The sequence below is a fragment of the Shewanella piezotolerans WP3 genome (assembly GCF_000014885.1).
In the GTDB taxonomy this organism is placed as follows: Bacteria; Pseudomonadota; Gammaproteobacteria; order Enterobacterales; family Shewanellaceae; genus Shewanella; species Shewanella piezotolerans.
In genome coordinates this window covers 2,206,850-2,232,697 of record NC_011566.1, presented here as the reverse complement: position 1 = coordinate 2,232,697, position 25,848 = coordinate 2,206,850, and the positions used below count along the sequence as shown (strand labels likewise).

Below are 25,848 nucleotides of genomic sequence, written 5' to 3'. Positions count from 1 at the left end.
TTAAAGGAGTAATGCCGTAACCATAAACACGCCAGACCGAGTGAGTACTTACCACGCCTGAAATCAAGCTGCTCACAACGCTATATCAATGTCGTCAATGCGAAAAGAATAAGTAGTGAATTAACACTATCAAGATGGGGAAAACATATGAAAATTAACAGACGCACCTTCCTGCAGGGAGTTGGAGCCAGTTCTGTTGTCGGTTCTTTGTCTGGCTTAGTGCCAGGTATTGCCACTGCAACGGAGCGCGGAGGCGCACCAGACAAGATGCTTAAACGTGAAGGAAAGATCGTTTATCACACTTGTCAGCGTAATTGTGCTGACCGTTGTCTGCTGAAGTTTACCGTTCAAAATGGCCGAATGACCTATGTCGAAGGCGCATCAGAGATGAAGAAAATGGGGACATCTCCGTGCGTTAAAGGCCACGCCTACGTCCAGTATACTTATGCTGCCGACCGCATTTTGCACCCAATGGAGCGTGCGGGAGCAAAAGGTGAAGGTAAATGGCGCCGCATCAGCTGGGATGAAGCTTATGAAAAAATCTCTAGCCGCTTACAACAGATCATCAAAGAGCATGGCGCTGACTCCATTTTGCCATACAGCTACTCAGGCCATGAAGGCGTTATCGGTAAATACGGCGGACCGAGCCGTTTCTTTAACGCTGTTGGTTCTCGCAAGCTAGATCGTAAAGTGTGTGTTTTCGCCGCTTATGAAGGGCTCAAGTCTGTTACGGGTACTTACCAAGGACCCGATCCCTACGACAACATTTACACTAACTGTTATATCTCTTGGGGGCAGAACGAAACAGCCACAAACGTACACGGCATTAAGTTCATCAACCAAGCGCGTGATAAAGGTGCCAAGCTATTGGTTGTAAACCCAATACGTACACCTATCGCCTCGCAAGCCGATATCTGGTTACAGCCAAAACCAAGTACCGATACTCATCTTGCAACGGGCATCATGAAGTACCTCATAGAGAATGATCTAGCCGATACCAAATTTATCGAAGCGAATACTATTGGTTACCAAGACCTGCTTAAACGCGTCGACGAAATGAGCTATGACGAGATAGAGAAAGTCACAGGTGTGCCAAGAGAGAAGATGTTTAAGTTTGCCAAAGTTTACGGTGAATCTGAGCTCTCTGTTATTCGCCTAGGCTATGGTATGCAGCGTAACTACAACGGTGCACGTATGTCTCGAGCTATCGCTATGATGCACGCCGTTGCGGGTCAATACGGTAAAATTGGTAATGGCTTCGTTTACGATAACACCCAAGCCGATGACAGCTTAAATTACTCTAAAGGTCGTGCGGATCATATTCATCCTAATGGTGACACTGTCGGTCATGTGAATATGACTGAGATCGCTAAAGCGATCCATCCAACGAACCCAACCGCTTACGGTAAACCCATCAAGCCTATTAAAGCCGTCATTAACTATAACGGTAACTTTGTTTCGGTAGCGCCAGACTCGAATGCCTGTCGTTTAGGCGCAATGCGTGATGATCTGTTCTTGGTGGTGCATGACTTCTTAATGACAGATACCGCAGAACTGGCTGACATTATTGTGCCATCAACCACCCAGTTTGAGTTCCCAGATATGGGCACCGACTACAACTGTTACCACATGCAAACCTCGGAAAAAGTAATTGAACCTTTAGGTGAATCTAAAGATAACTGGATCTTCTTTAAGGAACTTGCTGCTCATATGGGACTCGATCATCACCCAGAGATGCGCGTCGACTATGAGCAGATCCTCCGTGATTTCTTAGACACCGAAGAGCCAGCATTTAGACACAACAACATCACTTATGAGCAGATCATCAAGGAGAAGTTTGTCACTGTCTATGATCAGCGCCCTTACTTTGGCGACGGTAAATATAAGACCCCAAGTGGCAAGATTGAGTTCTACTCAGAGATGATGAAAGAAGCGGGTTACCACCCGGTCATCGACTTTGGTTTACCGGAAGATGAGATGATCCCAGAAGAGAAGAGCTTGCCATTCCGCATGCTATCTCCAGCGATCCCTCAGCGTGCCAACAGTTCATTCTATAACGTGAAGTACATCCGTAACTTCCCAGCATACTTCGCCAAAATTAACACCGAAGATGCAAAAGCACTTGGCATTAGCAATAACGACAGAGTCAGACTCAGCAACCAGCGAGGCGAGGCATTCTTTGTCGCACAGGTTTCAAGTCAAGTGGGTCGCGGCACCGTAATGGCGCCAAAAAACAACTGGCGTCGTATGGACCCACAAGGTAAAGCCAGTTGTACCAACAACCTCACCACCGACAAGTTAACCGATATGGGTGGCTGTTCAGCCTACCACTCGACTAATGTCGCGATAGAAAAAGCCTAAGGAGTAAAAGATGTCTATTAATCAAAAAGTGGGCTTTGTCTTCAGACAAGAAAACTGTGTCGGTTGTGGTGCCTGTACTGTCGCCTGCCAAATTCACAATGAACTGCCTGAAAACCACCGCTTCCGAAAGGTCGATCGCTATGAAGTACAGCGCGAAGATGGCGCGGTTGATGTGTGGCTATCTCACTCTTGCATGCACTGTGAAAACCCAGCCTGTTTGATGGTCTGTCCGGCAAAAGCTTACCACGTTAGAGACGACGGTATTGTGGTACTAGACCGTGAGAAATGTACTGGTTGTGGCTTATGTGCCAGCGCCTGTCCCTATTCAGCAGTCAGTATTCGCGAAGATGATGGCAAGGCCGACAAGTGCAACATGTGCGTTGAACTTCTTGACCGTGGCATGAAGCCTGCCTGCGTCACCGGTTGCCCTGTGCAATGTATTGACACAGGTAACATCGATGAGGTGTTAAAGAGGCCTTCCGCAAGTAAAGAAGGCATCGGCTACGGTGATTGCATCACCAAACCTAACATGGTGATTATTAAGGAACGCGCATAATGACTAGCCAATATGGCCCAACTGCAACGGCTTACTTTGCCTTTAAATCGATGGTTTTCTTTCCATCTAAGACAGAGGCGTTAAACGGATTGATCGCGTATCTCGAAGCGAATAACCCACAAAGCCCTTTGTTAAACGAAGCAAAGCGCTTTATCGACGATGCATCTGAACTGGAATTTGATTTCAACCGCATGTGTATTGGGCCATATAAGCTGTTGGTTGCTCCCTACGAGGGCGTCTACCGCAGCGGCAATCATGTCATGAATACCGACGAGACTGTCAGAGTCGCCGAGTTCTACCAACACATTGGCTTGATCATTGACGAAAAATTCAATGAACCAGCCGATTTTATCGGTAACGAACTGGAGTTTCTCTACTGTGTTCACGCGTTAGCAAGTGAGCAGAAAGCGGCAAACAATATCGAAGCCTTTGAGGAACTCACGGCCATTGCCGATGAATTTCTCACTAAGCATCTGGGTACTTGGATCACTCCCTTCTGTGAAGGAATAAAAAACCATGCCCAACACGCGTTTTGGCGCGAGTTTGCTAGCGAACTGCACCTTTTTGTCACGAAGCAAATGCAGTAATGGTTTAACTTTATAGCACATAAGTTAACCCACTATGCACCAAGAAAAACGGTGATAGCCGTCAATAACTGAACCTTCAGGTAGTCGGCGGGTAGAACCCAAACAGCGATCAACAATCGCTAAAGGAGTTATGAATGAACAGAGCAATAAGATTGTTTAGTTTTATTGTCATCAGCCTGTTTGTCTCAACGGCAGCCATGGCTGCTGACGTGGCAACATTGCAGCCTCAGCAATGGCAAACTATTCAGGAACACGCAATTCCAGGTGATATCCCGGAAATACGTGGTATGCCAACGCAAGTTGAATTGTTAATGCCGGCATCAATACCTGAAGATGCCAATGAAACGGTACTCGGCTACTTAGGTGCCACCGACAGTATCGCATTTTTAGTATTTGCTAGCCTATTTGGCGTCATCGCACTATTTATCATCTTTATTATGGTGAACGGTATCTCACGTCTAGATAAGGGCTTCTCAGGCAAGATGATCAAACGTTGGTCAGGGCTAAGCATCAGTGTGCATTGGCTAGGCGCTATCGCTTGCATCCTGCTCATGCTAACCGGCTTAGTTTTGACTGGCGGTAGACATTACTTCGAGCCAAGCATGAATGCGCCTAGCTGGGCATCACTTGTAGGGATTTCAAGTGGCCTACATGAGCTCATGGCGTTCCCGTTCATCTTGGGTTACGTATTGATGATACTGATGTGGGCACCAAAACAAATTCCAGCAAGCTACGACTTAAAATGGTTTGCAGTTTTAGGTGGCTACCTCAACACAGGTAAGAAACATCATCCAGATGCAGGCTTTGCTAACGCAGGTGAAAAACTGTGGTTCTGGGTATTCGCCCTCTTTGGCGGCGCGATGGTGCTTTCAGGCTTAACCATGATGTTCCCAGAAACCTTTGTGGTCAGCAAAAATACCGCCAATACCATGCTGCTGCTACATATCGTTTCAACGGTAATTATCTCAGCATTCTCAGTAATCCATATCTTCATGGCAACCGTCATGTCTGAAGGCGGTATGTCAAACATGACCTCTGGATACTGTGACGAAAACTGGGCTAAGCAACACCACAACTTATGGTTTAAAGAACTGAAGTAACTCAGTCACTAAATAGTACAGCCCGCCCATCAACGCTTAGCTGTTGATGGGCAATCCAACAGCAAACATTTATTCGTTCAGCACCAACTCTAGCCTCTAGAGAGGGCGAGTTTTTGCTGCCGAAATATAGGGAAATACACAGATGAGATCGTTAAAATCAATTGTCGCGGTTGCAGTAAGCTTATGCTGCGTTAACGCTTATGCCACTGATAACAATGCGGAATTAGAAGCACGTATTGCCAAGCTCGAAAACAATGCAGCACCGTCGCAGTTCAAAAATAGCCAAGTCAGTTTATACGGCTCAATTCGACCTACATTAAGCTACCTAGATGATAGCCAAGATGAAACTTGGGATGTTCGCGATGCTCTATCACGCGTGGGCATTAAAGCCAGTACTGAATTTGCCGACGGCTGGACTGCGATTGCCCAAGGCGAGTGGAGCGTCGACATTGCTAACTCAGGTAACTTCGGCAAAGCGCGCCAAGCCTACGCCGCCATAGCTTCGCCATATGGCCAAGTCGGTATAGGTAAGCAACGCCCTGCACAGTACACCTTAGTGGCTGAATATGTCGATATCTTTAACCACGGTAATAGCCCATACGCGTACGACCATGAAAGCCCATTCTTCGTCGATAACTTTGTCACTTATCAGTTGGTCACGGGTGACTTTACCTGGATGGCGGGCGCCCAGTTTGATGGTGACAAAGGCGATGATGCGACCGACATGGTCAACCTAGGTGTTGGCTATGACATTGACCAACTACATATAGGTTTGGGCTATGTCACGCAAAACACAGTTGATAGTAATAACATTGAAGGCGACGACAGCACCTTTGGTGGCGTAGTGGCTTACACCTTCAGTAATGATCTGTATCTTGCCGTGAGTTATCAAGACAAACAGTACAATTTTGATGCTGGCAGCATGAATAAAGATCGTAGCGGCAGCACCTTAGACACCGCATTGGCCTACCCTATTTTTGATGATTACAAAATCAAACTCGGGTACTTCCAATTTAAAGACGGTATCGATGGGGAAACATCTGCAGATTACGATGGCTTCAACACCACTCTAGAGTGGAACCCGCTCGATAATGTGCGTGTACATTTAGAGTATTTAGATAAGAGCTACGATCATCAAGAGAATGATCACGCGATTACCATCGGCTTTAGATACGACTTTAACCTAACGTGGCAAGGCTAACTTAACCGTAAACCATAAGCTCCCACCAGAAGAGGCCTCCAAGGCCTCTTTTTATTAGCATGACTCCGTGGAGAAAGAAATTGTTAGGATTTAGAAAATCGCTCATCGCGTCAATGGTTGCTATCGTCGCCCTGTGTCTAATTATCTCAAACTGGTTGTCTTACATCGAGATAAAACAAAACACGATTGCTAACACCAATGAAAAACTGACTAACGTCGTTAAATATGAATCCAGTAAGATTGAAAGCTGGTTTAAAGAGAAAGCCGATGCCATCGATGCGCTAGCCCAGCATTATCAAACTGGCACTTATCGCAACAACTTTGTTAATGCAGCAAGACTGTCTACCGATGTGGGCGGCGTAGCGCGGATCTACTTTGGCTTTGACGATGGTAGTGCTTATTCTACTGAGACCAACAGTAAGTGGATCGACGGTAAAGCAATCGCGGATAAATACGATCCTCGAACTAGGCCTTGGTATCAGCAGGGAAAGTCATCACACAACCTTGATATTACTGACATTTATATCGATGACGGTACTGGTCATGATGTCATTTCTATTCTCAAAAACCTCGGTGATGGCGTTGTTCTAGGTGATATTGAGCTCACCTACCTGAGCGAAACGGTCAAAGCCGTTCATTATCCGGGCGCAGTAACATTAATTACCGACCAAACTGGTAAAGTACTGGCATCAGAGTCACAAAAGCTGGTCACCGGAACGCGCTTTTCAGACTTTGGCTTAGCGCAAGTACAACAAAAATTACTATCTAACGATGAAGCGATGCAAGAATACACCTTAGATGGCATCGACAAACTCGCTGTTTCAAAAGCAATTCCATTAGTTAACGGCAAGAAATGGTACCTATTCATTGCGCTTGATAAGTCGGTGGCTTACGCAACAGTTAATAACGCGCTTTATAATTCAATAATCTCCTCCAGCGTAATGCTCACATTAGCGATAAGCCTGTTACTTGGCGTTTTATACCTGCTTTATCGTCCAATTTTGTCGCTAAAAGAGATGGTCACCGAACTGTCTACCGGCAATGGCGATCTCACCCGCCGCCTAGATGTCAAAAATGATGACGATTTAGGCCAAATATCCGCAGGTATTAACCGTTTTATCGAAAACCTGCAAACCATGATGCTAGAGGTATTGCAATCCTCAACTCATATCGCCAACAGCGTAGAGCGCTTAAAGTCAGAAACTGAAGCCAATAGCGCCATCTTGGTCGCCCATACAACAGAGACGGAACAGATAGTTACCGCGGTGGAGGAGATGAGCGCCACCGCCAATGATGTCGCCAGAAATGGCGCAGAAACCGCTTCCTTCACTCAAGTCACCAAAAACCAAACAATGGAGTCAAAGGCCGTTGTTGCAGAGGCAACCTGCACCGTCGCGCAACTGGTGCAAGAGGTGGAAAGTACTTCCAGCAACATTGAGCAGATAGACAAAGACACCATCAACATTACCCAAGTGCTTAAAGTGATTGGTGAGATTGCTGATCAGACTAACCTTTTAGCGCTTAACGCCGCCATTGAAGCGGCTCGCGCAGGGGAACAAGGCCGCGGCTTTGCCGTTGTCGCTGATGAAGTCAGAGCGCTCGCAGCGCGAACCCAAGCCAGTACCGCCGAAATAGAGCTGACGCTTAATCAACTTCGAGAAGCCTCGAATGCAGCGATGGTCTCGATGGATGCGACCAAAAACACCTGTATCAAAACGGCTGAAACCACTGAGGTTGTCGCCTCAGATCTTGACGCTATTGGTGACTCAGTGAATCAAATCAATGATCTTAATACTCAAATCGCTACCGCTGCGGAGGAGCAAAGTTCGGTATCCAGCGAAATTACCCGCAATATGTCAGCCATTAGCGAAATGGCCAGCGAGCTGGCAATCAATGGTGAGACTACTAGCAGCGAAACCGTCAATCTGGCGACAGCGAACCATCAGCTAGAACTGATTGTGGGTCAGTTTAGGCTTAAATAATCAGTCGCTGTGACACACGGCCTTGCTCTAAGCAATCAAACTTCGTTTGATAAAGGTCGTGGTGCTTCGCCCACACCAGACCAAAAAGGGGAAAGCGCTTGTCCCCCTTTTGGATATCCCTCAGCGCCCCGGCGAAATTTAAAAATCAAAATTTCCAACGGGGGAGATTGCTGTCTGCAAGATTAGCTAATTAAATATGAATATGGGTGATTATGGGTACAAAGGTTTATCAATTTTAAAGCACTAACCAGTAACTCAAACGTTGATAATTCACGCCTTTATAACCCAGTGCAGATGCGGCTGAGGCCTTCGAAAACAAGGAGGTTTTCGTAGAGCCCACAGGGATGTGTTAACGGCGAGCCTCTGCAGTATCTGTACATACGCCGACCGCAGGTCATTGGAACCACAAATACTCGATACTACAGCCCAATGGTTTACCGATAACAAAGATATTCCTATCTATTTTTTCATTTTAAATTTGCTTAGTTTTAGAGTATTCAATTCTTGAATGAGGTAAGAAAAAACGATATTTCTCTTTGCTGTGTTTGTAAGGTGAAAACCAACCAATATAGTATTGAATTTCTTGTTGGCTATCCTCTGTTATTAGAGTCGCTTTGCTCATCCCTTTTTCGTATTTTTTATTTATTAGATTTACTTCAGTTGAAATCGCATGATTCAAATTGATGAGATAGACATGTTCCTGATTTACTTTGTTTTCAGTTAAAGTCCTAACTTGCAAATGTAGTGTTGAAATACATTCTGTTATCTTGTCGATCAGAATATTTACATCTATCGGGTTTGCAAAATTATCCAGTAACTTGGCATCTATATTTGATTTCCCCAATACCCTTTCATGGGGTATTGAAGTGTTAGTATTAAAGAAAATATTCTCACTATCATTGTTAAAAGAGGTGCTAATGGTATCTGACAGCAAGACATTGTGTTGCATGAAATTGCGAAGTTTTAAACCTAATTCTAATTCTGGATTTTCTTCTTTAATTTTGGACTGAAACTCTTTAACGTCTATGTTTTTTGAGTCATTTTTTAAAATATTCGAGACCATACTCGAAACTTCAGTGGGCTGCTTTTTTCTATAGTTTTCCCAATAGAACTTTTCGTAGTACATCTTCGCAAGATTCATATACGCACAAATTAGAAAATTTAGGCTTGCCCTGTGTTCATGCATTCTCACATGTATTTGGTCAGATATACCATAGCTTTGCTCCATTAAGCCAATTTCGTATGCTTTTGACTTAAACTGATTAAATGCAAGCATTAGTGCAGCATAGGTACTTTCACTGTCTAAAGCTTCTCTCAGCGAATCCATTGCAAGCTCTACTTTGACAGCATCATAACTAGACATGGAAATATGCTTGGTTATTGTTTTTTCTTTCGAACGGAAAACCTCTAGTTTTAACAGCACAATATCTGACCAACCAATCTAGAATTCATTTGCCATACTTATAGCACTTTTTTGTCGTAAGTGAATAATTAATATACATTATATTGACACTTCTATTTGTAATAAACCAAGACACTGCTTTAGAATAGCCCCCCGTAGTAGTTGGTATAAGAGTTTTATTTGAACTGCTGCGATACAAATTTACCCACCCCAGTAAGTTCGAATAAACACACTTGGAATTCAGCGATGTTTTTTAAAAGAAAAAAAGAAAAAAGGCCAACACTGGCTTGGGAACGACTCGATAATAATGGCGGACCTGCATATACATTTAGAACCAAGGTGCCTGGAGGTTGGTTAGTCGCAACGCGAGAGTCTCATGGTGATGGCGTTGGCAGTGGAGCTACATTTATTCCTGACCCAAATCACCAATGGAATGGCTACTCACTCGGCCAAGAAGAGCGAGAACAACAAGAGATCGAGCAACAAGTTCCAGAAGCTCCTTGCACAAAGTGCAAAAAGTTAACCAATCACATCGTAGGCGGTCAATATAAATGTGGCTGGTGTGACTAATTTGCCACCTCCTTGGCACACACTATAAAATTTGGGGCAAAGTAATGCTCATTGCTAAGCCCCGATAAATGAGTCGTACACTTCAGTGCAATATAAAGCACCTTCGGGGGCTAAAAAACTTTACCAGACCAGCAAACGACCTCGCCTGTCAGCAAGCACTTACCACAGATAAAACGCAACAAGCCATTAACAACTAACTATTTGTTATTTATAGATTAATCTAGTAGCATCCCAGCCATAAACATTGGTAGCCTTGCCATAAACCAATCAGATTTTTCATTTAACAGGACGTTAGAATGGACTCATTTCCAAAATCTCAGGTCATCGCATTCAATCGCAAAGATATCGCCAGTATCGAGCAAGCCTTAATCACATATCAAACAAAGCTCGCAGCGCATCAAGCCTTCAAAAATAGTCAATTTGATATCGCATTTATGGACAATAGCAGCGGCCAATGTCAGCACCTTCAGCTTGCCGATACGCTGCACGCTGAGCTCGCGCTGCAAGCACTAAACCTCACCCCAGATGGCGGCTACAATCTACAAGATATAGTGACGGAAAAGAGCAGCCTGTATATTTCAGAGGCGCTGTTATTTGCTATTGCCCTTGAACATGACACCCTAAAACCACAGCTTCGCCGCACGGCGCAAGCTATGGTCGATTATGCTCGCTATGAAAATGACACCAGCGAGATGTGGGTCGATGATATGCGGGTTTTTGGTGCTGAAGCTCTGTTTATGATGGCGATGCAAGACGCTGAAGATGCCGCCTATTTAGCGCAGTTTTTTATTCCCTACTGGGATGATGAACATGCCACAGGCTATGAGCATATGCTGCTCACTCTGCTGCGCCACCACGGCTGGTGTGACGCCATGATAAAGGCATTTGTCTGGTGTGATAATAGCGCCTTTCGCTTCGCCTTTTATGGCAGCCACAGGGAAAGCACGACGGCGGAATATCAGCCGCTGGGCGAGTTTTTGCAGCAAAACCCGCTGCAATATCCGCGTTTTATTGAATTGCTCAAACAACGTTTTACTGCGCAGCCGATGCTGGTTGAGAACGAAAGCCAAGATTTAGATAGCCAAAAGCCAATACTGGCAATTTATCAAAGTTTATTTCCCGAGTTTTGCAGCTGGGAGGATGAAGAGGTAAGCCGGCAACTCGGGCGTCATTTTATTAATGACACGCTTGAAAATGAGGCAATGGATTTACAGCTACAGCTAGAAAATGAACTCGATAGCCCACTATCGGCCTATGCTCAAAGTGTCTTCCAGCGGCAAGAGGAAGATCGCCGATATGACCAACTCAAGGAGGAGCGACAAGCCGAAATGGGTGGCACCCATATGCTAACGGATTTCATCGCTACTTTAGACAATAGCGATGTACTGTTGAAATATGTGGTACTCAATGAAAATCCTGCGATTCTCGAGACTATTGAGCCCTTTGATATTTGGGCACATTGTAAAATTCATGCTCCTTCGCTTTATGATGCAATGGATGAGGCTTGCTGGGATAGAGGCAATTTAGACAATCTGCGCGAGAACATCCATGAGGTGCTTAGCTATCCAGCCAACGATCTACTCGAAGATGAAGAGTGCTATTTTGATGTTAAGTTTGAGCAAGGGGTTATTTGCAAAGCCTACCTAAGCCCAGGTGAAAACAGTATTAGCCATGTAAAATCTGCGCACATAATGCTGCGGTTTGTCGATATTTTCTATCGTGTTTTAGGTCAGAAAACCTTATCTGCAGAATTATGTGAAATGCTCACCGGTGAAGGTGACTATCAGCCGATTATGACTACTGAAGCCTACTATGCTCGTTTTGACCCTGCGCCCGCTGCAGCAGAAGGCGAACTCAGCAAGCATGATAAACGCAAGCTAGAACAGATTATCGATGCTTTTTGCGATATGGATGATCCGGTCACCCACAGTATGTTGCAGCGAGCCGACAACCTCTTCAAACAGCGAGCTTGCTATGACGTTAGCCACTGGCACGAAGATAATCTTGCCACCGATGCACTTAAAGCGTACCTGCTACAGCAAGATGCCAGTAGGCACATTAATGATACCTATACAGCTGGATTACAAGCAGAAATAGGCAAGGTATTTGAGCGCGCCCTAACCTTGCTGCTTGAACACGCCGAAATTCAAGGCGAAGGTCATTTCGAAGACAAGGGTTTTAATCAAACAGAGCTTGAACAAGTCAGAAACTTTTTCACCCAAGAAAATCCAACGCTTAGCCAATGTGAGATAATTGCGCTGTTTGATAAACACCTGCACCGAGACGAAATATGTCGCAGATCTAATCTGTATTTTCCTAAAATCAGTGAAAAGCAGATCAGTTACCACTTTTTCCAAGACTACGATGATGATTACCAGCGTGTAGCGATTAGCTGTTTTTGGCTTAAACAAGTGCCGAGCGCGACAGCTAAAATTGCAAAGCGATTATGGCAACTGTTGATCACTATGGCACCAACGAAGATGATCCACCATATGGGCCGTCTTTATAGCTGCCGTGATTATGGTTTAAAGTTCGACAATCAGCTCGATGAAATTAACTTTTACCAGCTGCTAAATCGTCACGGTATCGCCGAAGATTACACCTTAGCTTATCAAGTCGAGCAATCGATTGGCAGCAGCAGTCGCCAAAGTGAATACCTTGCGCTAATTGATTTGATGGAAGAGACCATTCCCGCTAATGCAGCCCAAGGCGGCATGATAGCGGCGAGCAATAGAGCTCAAGCAAAAGCTTTACTGCGAGGATTAGACTATACCTACCAGAGCCATAAACTTGAATTTCATCAAGATGTCGCGCTGCAGTTCCCCGAACTTCCTTTTCAGTTAGATGATGACTTACGCCAATGTTTGCAGCACTTTATTGCACTCAATAGTCAGTCATGGGAAAGCGTCATCGCGAATCAGTTTAGCGCAGCCACACTGTATTTCGGTCATGCCACCGACATCAGTGACCTACCAAAGAAGCTGCGCTTACCCTATCGATTACACCCTGATGTCGACACCAGTCAGCCGCGTCATTGCGCCAATATGAGTTGGATTAATGCCACAATCGCCCAACAAGTTGGCGACGAGCTGTTGATCTTGGTGCTCGATAAAGATTCAGCAAACCACGACCAGCTCTATATCGGTGGCCAGCTGCTTATTCTAGACAGCGATATCGATGCGGCGATGGTCATAGAGGCGGTCAATAAGCTGCCAGAGCTCAGTGAGCGTCAACAGATCCTCGAAACCGAGCTTTGGTCTTACCTACAAGGTGACTGCAGCTATGAAGTTATCGCGCCGCTGTTTCAAGCCTACCTGTCAGCCCAAACAGTGGCCGGTGTCGATGAATACCGCAGTTATAGCTTAGGGCAGTTCTTATGGCGTATCGATGAGCCGCGCCGTGAGCGACTGATGCTATTACTGGCGAATCATAGCTATCGTGCGTATAAGATAATTATCGAGCAGATGGTAACGGCACAAATGGATCAACAGGTCAGCCAAGGTAAAATTGACCTAGCCACTCGATTTGAGCTAGATAGCGATGATTATGAGCAGAACGCTTACAAGCAGCTGATGGATTGGTTATTTAGCCATGATGTAAAGCGTGAACTCATCGTACTGTTTGCCATAAAGAACTACCGCAGTTGTATGGGAGATTATCTGGCGCAGCTAGCTCGGCAAGGAGAGCTGAAACCGATATTGGCCTATCTGCATGTGAGCAATCGCGCCACATTAGTGGATATCTTAGCCGAACAAACGGACGCCGCCGAACTGCTAACGATATTTAAAGGTGAGAAATCTCGCCAAGTGCGAGATCGCATTGCCGCAGCCACTCCTATGGTACAAACCTAAAGCCATAGCCATTAGCCAAGACTACGCCTAAAGGTCATCTGTCGATGTCGCTTTAGGCTTCAATCAAACCAAGCTGCGGTCTTTTCCGCGGCTTGGTTTTTGACTTTGCCATCAACGTACATAGACACCATCGCCAAAACTTCTAATTCACTTATTAATAATGACCATAATCGTTATATCGCTTGCCATTAGTGACTTGATAGATTTACTCCTATAAATCATACCGTCGACTGATATTAATTCAGTAGCACCATTTATCATTCTGCCTTTCGATTCTATCGTATATGCTTCCAAAGTGACCAAAAAATTCAAGCTGCAGCGTCAGATGAGTGCATCTAAAACGGGGGCTCTTTTATTTAGCTTTTACATCGCTCAATAAGCACCTTTATAAATACATAAGCAAGTAACATCAAAATACATGGAGAGTATATCAATGCGTAGATTGGATCTAAAAGAAGCATCGCAAGTCAGTGGTGGAGTACACAAAATAATAGTTTATGTTGCTCAAGAAGTTTTTAAAGCTTCAATTAGCAACGTCATGAACGGACATCAAGGTCAACCAGGTGCTCCGTCAGAGCCTGGAGGCTCTCGATATGATGGTGCTGAAGGCTCTCTCACATGTGAGAAGGGCAAGGATTTAAACGTCAATAAAAAGGAAGGGACACTGTCCTGCACTTAACTTGGCAAAGTCGCTGGCTCAGTTTAGCCTGATTACTAATCAGGCTATTTTAAAAGGAATTTTACTACCAATGCAGCTACAGGCTTTACATTTTTCAGGTAAAAAACAACTAATGGAATTAACCTGGAGCGTGCTTCTGATAACAGGCCTATTTTGTTTTTTATATATAAATCAACCTAAAGAGGTTGACTGGTCTAAAGCCCCTGTAAAAACAGCTCAACTAAACATATACATAGGGTCTGAATCGCATACAGGCATACAGTACCTTGAGGTTAGCCATTCTAGACATTATCCAATAACGGTAACCTACAAAGTACTTGATGAATATTTATTACAGTTCACCGAACAGGTGCTGCTCACAAGCCCTGCGAGCATAGCCCCTAATACAAAGACTCGGGTAGCAAATTACCTTCCCATCGATGGAATGAATCAAAGTGGTTTAGGTTTCAGTAACTTTCATACTTCCTATGCCAATAATCAAAATAATATTACGTCAAAACCTTATATTCCCCCAATAAAAGCCGAAGCACTGGTAAAGCAAGCGCCAAATAAGGATCACTTTAAACCTTGGATGCTAAAACTAAATAGCCACCAAGGGGTTAACGTTAACGCCATTGATTTTGACGTACCTATTGGCACCCCCATTTATGCCATGGCAGCGGGGGAAGTTGTAAGCACCTATGAAGACTCCGATTTTGGTTGTCTCTCCAAAAAATGTCGCCCATATGGTAATGAACTAGATATCCTGCACGAGGATGGCAGTGTCGCAGCTTACGCGCACCTTAAGCAAAATGGTATTAGCGTTAATTTAGGCGACAAGGTCACTGCTGGTCAACTGGTCGCTTACAGTGGCGACACTGGTTCTGGAGGAGCCCATTTACACGTACAAATAGAAGCATTGCAGTATAGTGACGACGGAGAGACTAAGATAACGACTTTACCGTTAACTTTTATTGATGAAAATGAAACTGCCATTGAGCTTTCTGAGGGGGACTATATCAATGCGACATCGATGACTGCCACTATGATGAACCGCTTTAATCGCGCTTATTATCACTAGCATCACCCAGTAAAATTAGGCTGGTTTTCAGTCAAAACCTGATGTTCATGCCTTAGTAACATAATGAACGGACACCAATGCCAATCAGGTACTCCAGAAGAGTCTGGAGGCCCTAGTTACAGGAAAGTAAATCCAGATGGCAGTTCTGTTGAAGTGAACTGCGGTTCAGGTCAATCTATGGAAGTAAACACGAGTACAGGCTCTGCGTCCTGTAAATAATGCAATGTAACCTTTATGACCTAGCTGTAAGTTAGGTCATTTCAAAATGAATTATGGTAGATATGCAGTTACAAACTTTGAGCTTTTCAGGAAAAACACAACTTGCAGAGTTAGGCTTGAGCTTGCTGCTATTAGCTGGCTTATTCTATTGGCTATATATCATTCAACCTCAACCCATTGACTGGTCTAATGCCCCTACATTGCAGCAAGACTGGAATATTACGACGAAAATAGAACAACCAAGCGGTATTCAACAGCTTTATATTGAAAATTTCACTCCCTATCCACAAACGTTCACTTACCGGCTGTTAGATGATTACTCACAGTTGCTTACAGAGAAAGCTTACCTGCCAAGCCCTGTAATGGTTCCTGCGAACACCAAAGTGCATGCTGCTGACTATATAGCTATAAAGAACCGTGAACAAAAGGGGATCGGGTTCACCTTCCTGAATCATACCTATGCACATAACACTAACAATATTCAACAGAAGCGATATGTATCCCCCATCAAAAAGGAAGCATTAGTTCTGCAAGCGCCAAATAAAGAGCACTTTAAACCTTGGATGCTAAAACTAAATAGCCACCAAGGGATTAACGTCAACGCCATTGATTTTGATGTCCCGATTGGCACTCCCATTTATGCCATGGCGGCGGGGGAAGTTGTAAGTGCATATGAAGATTCTGATTTTGGTTGCCCGACCGAAGAGTGTGTGCCATATGGTAATGAATTAGAAATATTACACGAGGATGGCAGTGTCGCAGTTTATGCGCACCTAAAGCAAAATGGTATTAACGTTAGCTTAGGAGATAAGGTCACAGCGGGTCAACTGGTCGCTTACAGCGGTGACACTGGCGGCGGAGGGGCGCCGCACCTACACGTGCAAATAGATGCACTTAAGTATAGTGACTCCAGCGACACAACTGTTACTAGCTTACCGTTAATCTTTATTGGTGAGAATAGAACTGTCATTGAGCTTTCAGAGGGTGACTATATCAATGCGACATCGATGACTGCCACTATGATGAACCGCTTTAATCGCGCTTATTATCACTAATATCAGCCTGTAGAACTTAGTTGATATTTAACCTAAATCTAATCAAACCAAGCTGCAGTCTTTTCCGCGGCTTGGTTTTTTACTTTGTCGTCAACGTACATAGAGACCATCGCCAGTGCGGCAGCCAGTGCACCTAAATCGTCGGAGAACCCCACCACCGGGGTTAAGTCGGGAATGGCATCAATAGGTGCGATGAAATAGGCCAGCGCGCCAAAGATCACCGTTTTGGCCCACTTGGGTGTATCCGGCCGCTGCGCCGCATAATACAAACACAGTGCATTATCGATCACTTCACGACCGGCTTTTTTGGCAAATTGTTTTACCTTTAACCAAAAGCTATCGTCGCTGTAATCTGAGTTATTTGGGATATCTGAATTATCAGCCATTATACACTCCAATAAAAAAGGGAATACCCAATGATATTCCCTTATTTTTGATGATTTAGCTAGCGCTTGTGATCAAGAACAATCACTACCTTTGATGCTTTGGCGTGGTGCCCCAGGCATTCTTTTTAACTGGACGTTTTCCGCCTGGCTTCGCCCCTTGGCCCTGTTTATTGCCGTTGGCTTTACCTTGACCAGCTTTACCTTCGCCCGACTTTTTCTGTCCAGCTTTGCCTTGCTCCGACTTGCGCTCAGCAAATTGATCGGCAGAGAAGCGGGTGAAAGCTTTTTTGCCTTTGCCATCATCTTTAGCGTTTAGCTTCTTCTTATTACGCAGTGCTTCACGCTCTTGACGAGATTCAGCTGGCACGAGACAGCTTGGACTGTTACCAATTAATTTCTCCTTACCCATCGCAATTAATGCTTCTCGGATAAGCGGCCAACCTGCGGGATCGTGGTAACGCAACAAGGCTTTATGTAACTTACGCTGACGGCCTTTTTTGGGTACTGACACCTCTTCACTCGTGTGCTTTACATTTTTCAGTGAATTGAGTTCGGTATGATAGATTGTCGTCGCATTCGCCATCGGTGAAGGGTAGAAGTTCTGTACCTGATCAAGCTTGAACTTCTCGCCTTTCAACCATAAGGCAAGGTTGACCATGTCTTCATTGGTGGTTCCCGGATGCGCCGAGATAAAGTAAGGGATCAGGTATTGTTTCTTACCTGCCTCTTTTGAGTACTTATCAAACAGATCTTTAAACTTATCGTAACTGCCCATGCCCGGCTTCATCATCTTATTCAGCGGGCCCTCTTCGGTATGCTCAGGTGCAATCTTCAGATAACCGCCAACATGGTGAGTCGCTAACTCTTTCACGTAACGTGGATCTTCTGTGGCCAAGTCATAACGCACACCCGAAGCAATCAATACTTTTTTGATCCCTGGAACATCTCTTGCCGCACGATATAGATCTATCGTCGCTTGATGATCGGTATCTAAGTGACCACAAATTGATGGGAATACGCAAGATAGACGGCGACAGGTGCTTTCTGCTTTCACGCTTGAACAGCCTAAGCGATACATGTTGGCCGTGGGACCACCAAGATCAGAAATGACGCCAGTAAAACCGGGGACCTTATCTTGGATATCTTTAATCTCTTTCACAATCGAGTCTTGTGAACGGCTTTGAATGATTCGCCCTTCATGCTCTGTAATTGAGCAGAATGAGCAACCACCAAAGCAGCCTCGCATGATATTGATCGAGGTCTTGATCATGTCGTAGGCAGGAATTTTTTCTTTACCGTACGAAGGATGCGGCACGCGCTTATAGGCTAAGTCAAATACGCCGTCCATCTCATCGGTATTCAGCGGCCACGCTGGCGGATTCACCCAAATGGCTCGCTCTGCGTGCTTTTGAAACAGCGCTCGTGCACAGCCAGGATTTTGCTCTTGGTGCAAAATCCGTGATGCATGAGCGTATAAGAATTTGTCTTCAGAGACCTTCTCGAAACTTGGCAGCAGCACATAGGTTTTCTCCCAAGGTTTAGGCCTTGGGGGCTGTACGCTAATCGCTTTCGGCGCATCATTGTCGAAAATTTTCTCATCCGTTGGCCCCGACAAGTTTTTACAACCCACATCATCGGCGCCATAAGGATTCGGAATAGGATCTATCTTATGCAACTGATCCAGCTTGCGCGAATCCATCCCTTTCCATTCAGGCAGAGGTTCTTTGCGGATAACAGTCGTACCGCGAATATTATGCAGTTGACTGACAGGCTCGCCGCTGGCTAACCGGTGTGACAGCTCAACTAAAGGACGCTCGGCATTGCCGTAAACCAAAATGTCGGCTTTAGCATCTAAAATGACACTGCGGCGCACCTTATCTGACCAGTAATCATAGTGGGCAATACGGCGCAGGCTGGCTTCGATACCGCCGATAACAACTGGCACCTGTTTGAAAGCTTCTTTACAGCGTTGGGTATAAACCGTAACGGCTCGATCTGGGCGCTTACCACCAAGGTTACCCGCGGTATAAGCATCATCATGTCGCATACGGCGCTCTGCCGTGTAACGGTTGATCATCGAATCCATATTGCCGGCGGTAACACCGAAATAGAGGTTAGGTTTACCTAATTTCATGAAGTCGTTTTTATTAGACCAATCTGGCTGCGAGATAATGCCAACTCTAAAGCCCTGTGCTTCAAGCATCCGCCCAATCACAGCCATACCAAAGCTTGGATGATCCACATAGGCATCGCCTGTCACAATAATAATGTCACAGCTATCCCAGCCTAATTTATCCATCTCTTTGCGAGACATAGGCAGAAATGGCGCGGGCCGAGTCAGCTCAGGACGAAACTTAGGGTGAGTAAAGAGTGTGGATTCTACTTGCATGGATTAGATAGCCTAACTGAAATAACAAAGAATACGCAGATTACGCGCCCCGACTTATACCTACTGCAGGGACGCGGAGTATAACAGGCTCCGCCCCATAGGTGTGACTAAAAAAGCATCAAATTAGTGCTTTTTTTAGTATAGATTATATAACCCTTTGGCCGCTGAGTGTATTCTCCTGTGGGGCCTAGCAGCTACATTCGGATGAAAAAGCAGCCTAAACGGCCGACTTGTTACTCGCCTATAATGATGTGACAAAAGCGAGTAGATTAACCACCACGAGTCCTAAGATCACAGCCCAGCTGGTTAGCACGCCCCAAAAACGTCCAAAGTGGTAACCGCCTCTGCCTTGGGTTAAACCAATAGCATGCATTAGTCGTGCGACAATCCATGCCGTACCAAATATATGTAACGCAGCGGCGCTCGTGCCGTTCATCTCTGCGACGATAAGTAACAACAATGCTATGGGTGCATTTTCAAGCAAGTTACCATGGACGCGTTGAGCTAACGCCAGAGCTTCATTACCGGCACTACCTATACCAATTTTATGGGTACGTCTCAGTTTTATCACTCTGTATGTGAGTGCTACAGTAAGTATTGCAGTGAGGCTAATATATAGCCCCGAAATCGCGAGTGGCATTGCTTATCCTTTTAAAACCTGCCCTTAAAAGTACAGCATTACAATTTAGGATCATTATGTAAATAAATGGCAACCTTTTAGTTCAAATAGGTTAAGATGCGCTCGTAAAATCATGACCAATAAACAGTCGCTCAAATCAACAAGGCTTAACAAGCGTAAGTAACTGTTTAATTGAAATAAATAATCCTAAATCACCTTTGGCGAGTAAGATATTGGATAATCAAGAATTCCTAGAGAAACGCCGTTTTATTATTAGACTCGGGAAAGCTCTACATAAATTTGGCACCCCAGCCTACCGACTCGAAGCCCACCTGATAGCAGTCTCCGATCTGCTTGGTATTGAAGGCTATTTCTTGATCTCGCCACCGCATTGACATTTGTTCTGCAACACGACGAAGATCAAGAGTATAACCACGTTGCTCGGGTTAAACCTGGCGAGCTCGATTTAGGCTCTCTTGCCCGTACCGATGAACTCGTTGAGGAGTTAATGTCGGGTAAGCGAACACTTTCCGAAGCCCTTGAAAGGCTGGAAGAGATATCAAATAAACCGAACCCATATGGTACAGGCTTAACGTTATTGGCGTTTGGCAGTTCGGCTGGTGCCTTTGCCATGCTAATGGGAACCAGCTGGAACGATGTATTTTGGTCCGCCATTTTAGGCCTTATGGTGTACGGCTTAGTGTACCGCGCCGAGCGTTCAAAACGTATGGCGGAGATGCTCGAGCCCCTCGCGGCCATTTTATGTGCCATTGCCGCCAGTGGTATCGCACAGTTTGACCCTAGTATGAATATTCCAGTGGTGATCCTGTCAGGCATCATCATCTTTATCCCGGGTCTAGCGTTAACATTAGGCTTAGCAGAGCTTGCTGCCAGAGACTTAATATCGGGAACAGCGAGGGTGATGGATGCCTTTATGCTGCTGTTTAAGCTCTATTTTGGAGTGATTCTTGGTTTAACCATAGGTAAAACCTTGTTTGGTGAAACCACCTATATTGCACCAGACTCTCTGCCGAAGTGGGCAATATGGACAGCGGTACCAATCCTTTCCATGGCGCTGGTTATTATCTTTAAAGCCCGCATGAAAGATTCACCTTGGGGTGTTATGGCAGGGGTTGTGGCATTCTTTTCTGCCATGCTTGGCGGGATCTACTTTGGCGACTCGATTGGTATTTTCTTTGGCGCATTAGCGGTCGGAGTCTACTCGAACTTGTTTGCTCGATGGATGAAAGCACCGGCGACAATTGCGCTATTACAAGGCATCGTGATTTTAGTACCGGGAAGCAAAACCTATATAGGCCTTAACACTCTTATACTAGGTGAAACCATGTTTAATCAGTCGCACCTTGGCACGCAGATCTTCCTTATTTTCATGTCAATTGTTGCCGGACTAATCTTCGCTAATGTAGCAGTCCCGCCCCGCCGAACTTTGTAATTTTCTCAACGTTTTAATTTAATACATGCGAGCGCGTCTACGCGCTCGCATTCTGCAGATTACATTCAATTCCCCTTAAGTAAAATCATTAACTTAAGCTTGACTAAAGCCTTAGTTCCATGTGTTATGGACTTGTGAATCATTTGTTTATACCAATCAGTATAAAGATTTGATCGCTCAGCGAGAGTTTAGCGGCTTTGAGGTAAGGTCATTAAATGACCCTGCATTAGTGACATTCACCACATCTGACCTCCAGGGATGGAGGGAGTGCCTTAAGCATGTCAGGAACATGCTAGGCCATGTGGTTAGCAATGAATGAAGAGCATAGTTAAACTAGCTTCAATTTCATTAACGCAGCATTAGAGTCGATAAAACTCGCCTGTAGGAGTGTTTTTGGCTTGCTACTTCTGCGTTGAATAAACTCATAAGGGAATAACCATTATGTCATTTATTCGCCTTGAACTAGCGTGCCCAAAACGCTCTGAGTAGATCAATTTCTTATACTGATTGGTATTACTTCTTAGTTGCGACGGGGTGCTTTTCCTATCTATGACTCGATTTAGCAGTTTCACTTTAGCATTACTGACTTTCGCACTATCTAGTGCTGCTTGTGCTGAGGAAACCGCAGCGAGTAAACCTGATTCCAAAGCATTGGATTACGAGCAGAAAAAGAGAGTCGAAAACATTGTTATTAAGAGCAATGATATTTTTGACCTGTCGGATCCCGAGACTTTTTTTATTCACCGCTGGGCTAACTACCTGCATATCAATACCCGCGACTATGTCATACGCGATAAGCTCAGTTTTAAAGAAAATGACAATGTCAGCCAGAAAGATCTCGATGAAGTGCAACGTATTTTGCGCGCAGAGCCCTACATTCGAGATGCTGAAATTGATTTTGCCACACCAGCTCCAGATGCCGATATAGCCGATGACGACGCTGAAAATATTCTAGTAGAGACTTGGGATAACTGGTCTTTACTACCTACCTTTAGTGTTGGCCGTAGTGGTGGTGAAAGTAAATTCTCTATTGGTATTAAAGAGGATAACCTGCTTGGTTTAGGGATCCGTACGCGTTTTAAATATCAGTCAAATGCCGATAGAACTGGCTATAAGTTTGCCATAAAAGCCCCGCTTAATTTTATTGAACATGCCACTATAGCGGCAGACTTTTATGACAATAGTGACGGCCAAGCGACTCATCTGTATTTTGAAAAGCCTTTTTACACACTTGACGGCAGCAACATGTATTCCGCGGAGTATTTAGATGATCTTCGTGTCGACACCTTAAAACAAAACGGTTTAGAATTTAACGAGTTTGAACATGCAGTCACCTATAACAGCGCTCGATTCGGCTGGTTACTCGACCACAACAATGATGAGCTTTCACGGATCATTACAGGGCTGACCCAAGATAAGCATGAGTTTGCCAACATTGAAGAGTACCCGACCTCAGAGTTACCGCAAGATCGCGATTTCCTCTACCCTTGGGTTGCCTATCAATACCTGCAAGACGATTTTAAAGTGCTCAATAATGTCCACCTGATTAACTACAATGAGGATTTTAACCTCGGCTGGCAACACTATGTCAAACTCGGGTTAGAGACTCGAGATCTCAATGATGACTCCCCTGTGGGTTACCATATCAATTGGCAATCTAGCAGAGGCTTTCAAGCCCAAGATCATTTATTACTACTCGAGATGGATGGTGAGGGTGTATTTGCCACCAGCCAAAAGGACTACTTTAAGGTTAATGTCGCCGCAGAGTATTTTTATCACATTACATCTAAGTGGACTGCTTACTCCAAGTTAAGATTGAGCGCCTCACAAAATAACTATGTCGACCGACCTTTTGCTCTTGGTGATGATACTGGGATCCGCGGTTACCCTAACGATTATCAATATGGTGATAATCAATGGGCGTTTACAGCTGAAGTGCGTAACTACCCGAATATTAACCTGTATCAGTTAGCGGAATTAGGATGGGCGGTCTTTACCGACGTTGGTCAAGCTACAGGCGGAAACGACGACAACAACGAAATATCAGGTGTGATAGGCAGCGTCGGGATTGGTGCACGGATCTACTCTTCTAAATCGAGTTATGGCAACGTCGCGCATATCGATTTTAGTGTGCCATTTACCACTGGCGTAGAAGTCAATAATTGGGAATGGCGTTTCTTAGTCAAAAACAGGTTCTAGATATGCCTCAAATAGCTTAATGAACGTCACTTAGCTACACCGCTTTTTCGACGACCTTAGCTTAATGACGCGCAGCTAAAGATACACTGTAAATATCAGCGTCATTAATCCCAAGCATACTAATCACAACACTCTCATCATCAGCTTTTGCTAGCGCTCGCTGGCCACGAATACTCACGGCGGGCAAACTAAACACAGTATGTTGCTGTCCATCTGCCGTTATCGCGATGACTTGATCATTAGTATCTGTGCGCTTAATAAAATAAAGGGCATTGTTTTGATAAAAAAAGCTGCCCCAGTCACTACTCGATAGCTCACTCGTCACTTGAATATCTTCACTACCGTCGTTGGCATGGTAATAAATGCCAGCTTGGTTATCACGGGTATAATAGAGACCTCCAACATCATCCTCAACTGCGTACTTAGCAGCCTGACCGAACATAAACTCAACCCGTTGGCTGTTAAGATCATAAGCGTAAACTCCCCAATGACCTTCGAGGTTACTAGAGTAGTATATCTTACTACCATTGTTCGAGAATGAAGGGTTACGAACATCCCCTTTTATACCGCGTATTTTAGCGAGCGATTCAGTAGCAACATCTCCCAAATAAAGGCTGTAACTGTCAGCATCTTTTGCTTTGATGGGGAGCACATATTGACTGCCTATGGGTGATGCTGCCGGAATGCCAACAATCCCCATCTGCTGCGTCAGTTGCTTACTACCGGCATCTTGATTAACCCATAACTCCCAGCCACCGCTGCGGTTTGACAAAAACAGTACTTCTTGTGAGCTTGCTATAAACTGACCAAACATATCGCGGGAAGAGGAGGCGAGCCGATGCTTTACCTGCCCATTAGTCAATGAGTGCACTGTAATATGCTCTTGGGACAAGTGACGAGAGTAGTAAAGACGGTTATTTTTTTCATTAATTGCCAAGCTGCTGATAGTGTCATCTCGGTGAAAATCGGTAATCGATTGCGATTCAAAACTATATTGCTCAATAACAAATGCACCATCGCGCAGCGCATTAAAGTACAGCATATTGGCATCATGTTCCCACTCAAGACTTATCACCATCGTTTCGCTCTCTACCACTTTAACGACACTATCGTTTGAACGTGATAACACAATAATACTGGCATCCATCGCCACCGAGCGCACCACGGCAAACTCATCGCTATTCGCTGACCAGCTTACTAATAGATCTTCTTCTCCCGTGTTCGGATAAGAGAGCTGACTGATCTCCGAAGAGGCGAAACTATAAGCATATATTGCTACGCTAGCTTCACCCGCTTTGGCATAAGCAAGAAATTTACCGTCTGGTGACCAGTCTAAACTGTGAACGTAACCACTACTTGTACAGCCCGTATCGATCAGTCGATCTTGATTTGTAATAAGCTCTCTGACATGGAGTTCGCACTGTCCACTGGCATTAAAACTGAAGTAAGCCAATGCTTGCCCATCTGGTGACCAAGTCGGCGACGTTTCTTTATCTTCACTCATCGATACTTGCCTTAAAGGCGCGCTTTTATCGGTGAGATCTTTAATGTAAATTTGTGCCTTTTTCAGCTCTCTACGCCACTGAAAAGCCATGAAACGACCGTCAGGCGAGATAGCGGCTTGCTCCTCAACACCTTCAAAGTTAGTGATCCGCTCGACTGTGAGTGCTTCAAGTTGCGAACTGGGAAGATAAAACGAGTGGAACATATAACCCAAAGAAGTAAATAGCATGAGGCTCAATAGGGCGATAACAGGTTTGAAAATGGCGTGAGCACGGGGCGGATAACTATCGACAGTCACTGCTGCAGGCTGATATGACTCCTCATCAATGGCCTCTGGGGTCAGTAATAGTTGATAGCCTATTTTAGTGATCGTTTTGAAATAGTGCTCTGGTTCTTCTCCAAGTTCGCTAACGGTTTTTCTTAGTTGCCATATCGCATTACCAGTACCACGCTTGCCCACCTCAACGTTACCGAGCCACACTTGCTCAATAGCAACGTCTTTAGTAACTGTTTGGTTTGCATGCAAGATCAATAACTTTAAAAATTCGAAGACTTTTGCAGGCAAGGTAACAACATTTTCATCCTTGCTTATCGTCATGTCGTGGCAATTTACGCTACATTGGCCAATCAGATATTTTTGATGTGGTAATGAAATCATATTAGCTTACGACACTCC

18 protein-coding genes and 1 pseudogene are annotated in these 25,848 nt (G+C 44.8%); 14 read left to right on the top strand and 5 right to left on the bottom strand.

Features of this window, described 5'->3' with window-relative positions; translation table 11 throughout:
- The first annotated feature begins 147 nt into the window (after positions 1 to 147).
- The 6 genes from SWP_RS09560 to SWP_RS09535 all read left to right on the top strand — a co-directional run bounded on the left by SWP_RS09560 (position 148) and on the right by SWP_RS09535 (position 7,787).
- The gene (locus SWP_RS09560; RefSeq protein ID WP_020912256.1) at positions 148 to 2,361 is read left to right on the top strand and encodes a molybdopterin-containing oxidoreductase family protein; all 2,214 of its coding nucleotides are present in this window, start codon (positions 148 to 150) and stop codon (positions 2,359 to 2,361) included.
- A 10-nt stretch (positions 2,362 to 2,371) separates the two neighbouring features.
- Positions 2,372 to 2,917 (top strand): 4Fe-4S dicluster domain-containing protein, encoded by a 546-nt coding sequence (locus tag SWP_RS09555; RefSeq protein ID WP_020912255.1) that lies wholly within the window; start codon positions 2,372 to 2,374, stop codon positions 2,915 to 2,917.
- Complete coding sequence (locus tag SWP_RS09550) at positions 2,917 to 3,504, top strand: TorD/DmsD family molecular chaperone (RefSeq protein WP_020912254.1); 588 nt, start codon at positions 2,917 to 2,919, stop codon at positions 3,502 to 3,504. The genes SWP_RS09555 and SWP_RS09550 overlap by 1 nt, the downstream gene beginning before the upstream one ends.
- Positions 3,505 to 3,638: 134 nt before the next feature.
- Positions 3,639 to 4,604 (top strand): formate dehydrogenase subunit gamma, encoded by a 966-nt coding sequence (locus SWP_RS09545; protein WP_020912253.1) that lies wholly within the window; start codon positions 3,639 to 3,641, stop codon positions 4,602 to 4,604.
- 142 nt (positions 4,605 to 4,746) lie between these two features.
- A complete protein-coding gene (locus SWP_RS09540) occupies positions 4,747 to 5,805 on the top strand; it encodes a porin (RefSeq protein ID WP_020912252.1) in 1,059 nt (352 codons plus the stop codon).
- A gap of 59 nt (positions 5,806 to 5,864) precedes the next feature.
- The gene (locus tag SWP_RS09535) at positions 5,865 to 7,787 is read left to right on the top strand and encodes a methyl-accepting chemotaxis protein (protein ID WP_044555814.1); all 1,923 of its coding nucleotides are present in this window, start codon (positions 5,865 to 5,867) and stop codon (positions 7,785 to 7,787) included.
- A gap of 472 nt (positions 7,788 to 8,259) precedes the next feature.
- Here SWP_RS09535 and SWP_RS09530 read toward each other — a convergent pair whose 3' ends face one another.
- Positions 8,260 to 9,150 (bottom strand): hypothetical protein, encoded by an 891-nt coding sequence (locus tag SWP_RS09530; protein ID WP_044555813.1) that lies wholly within the window; start codon positions 9,148 to 9,150, stop codon positions 8,260 to 8,262.
- 285 nt (positions 9,151 to 9,435) lie between these two features.
- Between SWP_RS09530 and SWP_RS09525 the strand changes: the two genes are divergently transcribed.
- From SWP_RS09525 to SWP_RS23015, 6 genes are all read left to right on the top strand, one after another.
- On the top strand, positions 9,436 to 9,759 hold the full coding sequence (locus tag SWP_RS09525; protein WP_044555812.1) for a hypothetical protein: 324 nt from the start codon (positions 9,436 to 9,438) through the stop codon (positions 9,757 to 9,759).
- 296 nt (positions 9,760 to 10,055) lie between these two features.
- Entirely contained in the window at positions 10,056 to 13,610 is a 3,555-nt protein-coding gene (locus SWP_RS09520; RefSeq protein WP_020912248.1) for a hypothetical protein, read from the top strand.
- A 433-nt stretch (positions 13,611 to 14,043) separates the two neighbouring features.
- Positions 14,044 to 14,289: a hypothetical protein gene (locus SWP_RS09515; RefSeq protein WP_044555811.1), complete on the top strand. Its 246-nt coding sequence runs from the start codon at positions 14,044 to 14,046 to the stop codon at positions 14,287 to 14,289.
- Positions 14,290 to 14,401: 112 nt separating this feature from the next.
- Positions 14,402 to 15,349: a M23 family metallopeptidase gene (locus SWP_RS23020; protein WP_187148548.1), complete on the top strand. Its 948-nt coding sequence runs from the start codon at positions 14,402 to 14,404 to the stop codon at positions 15,347 to 15,349.
- A gap of 63 nt (positions 15,350 to 15,412) precedes the next feature.
- Positions 15,413 to 15,568 carry a hypothetical protein gene (locus SWP_RS24160; protein WP_187148547.1) on the top strand — a complete coding sequence of 52 codons (156 nt, stop codon included), beginning with the start codon at positions 15,413 to 15,415 and terminating at the stop codon, positions 15,566 to 15,568.
- 62 nt (positions 15,569 to 15,630) lie between these two features.
- Positions 15,631 to 16,623, top strand: coding sequence for a M23 family metallopeptidase (locus SWP_RS23015; RefSeq protein WP_187148546.1), 993 nt, complete (start codon positions 15,631 to 15,633; stop codon positions 16,621 to 16,623).
- Positions 16,624 to 16,661: 38 nt separating this feature from the next.
- Here SWP_RS23015 and SWP_RS09500 read toward each other — a convergent pair whose 3' ends face one another.
- The 3 genes from SWP_RS09500 to SWP_RS09490 form a co-directional block, all read right to left on the bottom strand.
- Entirely contained in the window at positions 16,662 to 17,009 is a 348-nt protein-coding gene (locus tag SWP_RS09500) for a YkvA family protein (RefSeq protein WP_020912245.1), read from the bottom strand.
- Between the two features lie 85 nt (positions 17,010 to 17,094).
- Positions 17,095 to 19,398 (bottom strand): YgiQ family radical SAM protein, encoded by a 2,304-nt coding sequence (locus SWP_RS09495; RefSeq protein ID WP_020912244.1) that lies wholly within the window; start codon positions 19,396 to 19,398, stop codon positions 17,095 to 17,097.
- Positions 19,399 to 19,639: 241 nt separating this feature from the next.
- On the bottom strand, positions 19,640 to 20,038 hold the full coding sequence (locus SWP_RS09490) for an MAPEG family protein (protein WP_020912243.1): 399 nt from the start codon (positions 20,036 to 20,038) through the stop codon (positions 19,640 to 19,642).
- Positions 20,039 to 20,250: 212 nt separating this feature from the next.
- Here SWP_RS09490 and SWP_RS09485 point away from each other — a divergent pair.
- Positions 20,251 to 21,470 (top strand): annotated as a pseudogene (locus SWP_RS09485) (threonine/serine exporter family protein).
- A gap of 549 nt (positions 21,471 to 22,019) precedes the next feature.
- On the top strand, positions 22,020 to 23,669 hold the full coding sequence (locus SWP_RS09480) for a BamA/TamA family outer membrane protein (protein ID WP_044555810.1): 1,650 nt from the start codon (positions 22,020 to 22,022) through the stop codon (positions 23,667 to 23,669).
- A 61-nt stretch (positions 23,670 to 23,730) separates the two neighbouring features.
- On the opposite strand, the gene SWP_RS09475 is transcribed toward SWP_RS09480, so the two are convergent.
- Positions 23,731 to 25,830 carry a DPP IV N-terminal domain-containing protein gene (locus tag SWP_RS09475; protein WP_020912239.1) on the bottom strand — a complete coding sequence of 700 codons (2,100 nt, stop codon included), beginning with the start codon at positions 25,828 to 25,830 and terminating at the stop codon, positions 23,731 to 23,733.
- Positions 25,831 to 25,848: the final 18 nt, after the last annotated feature.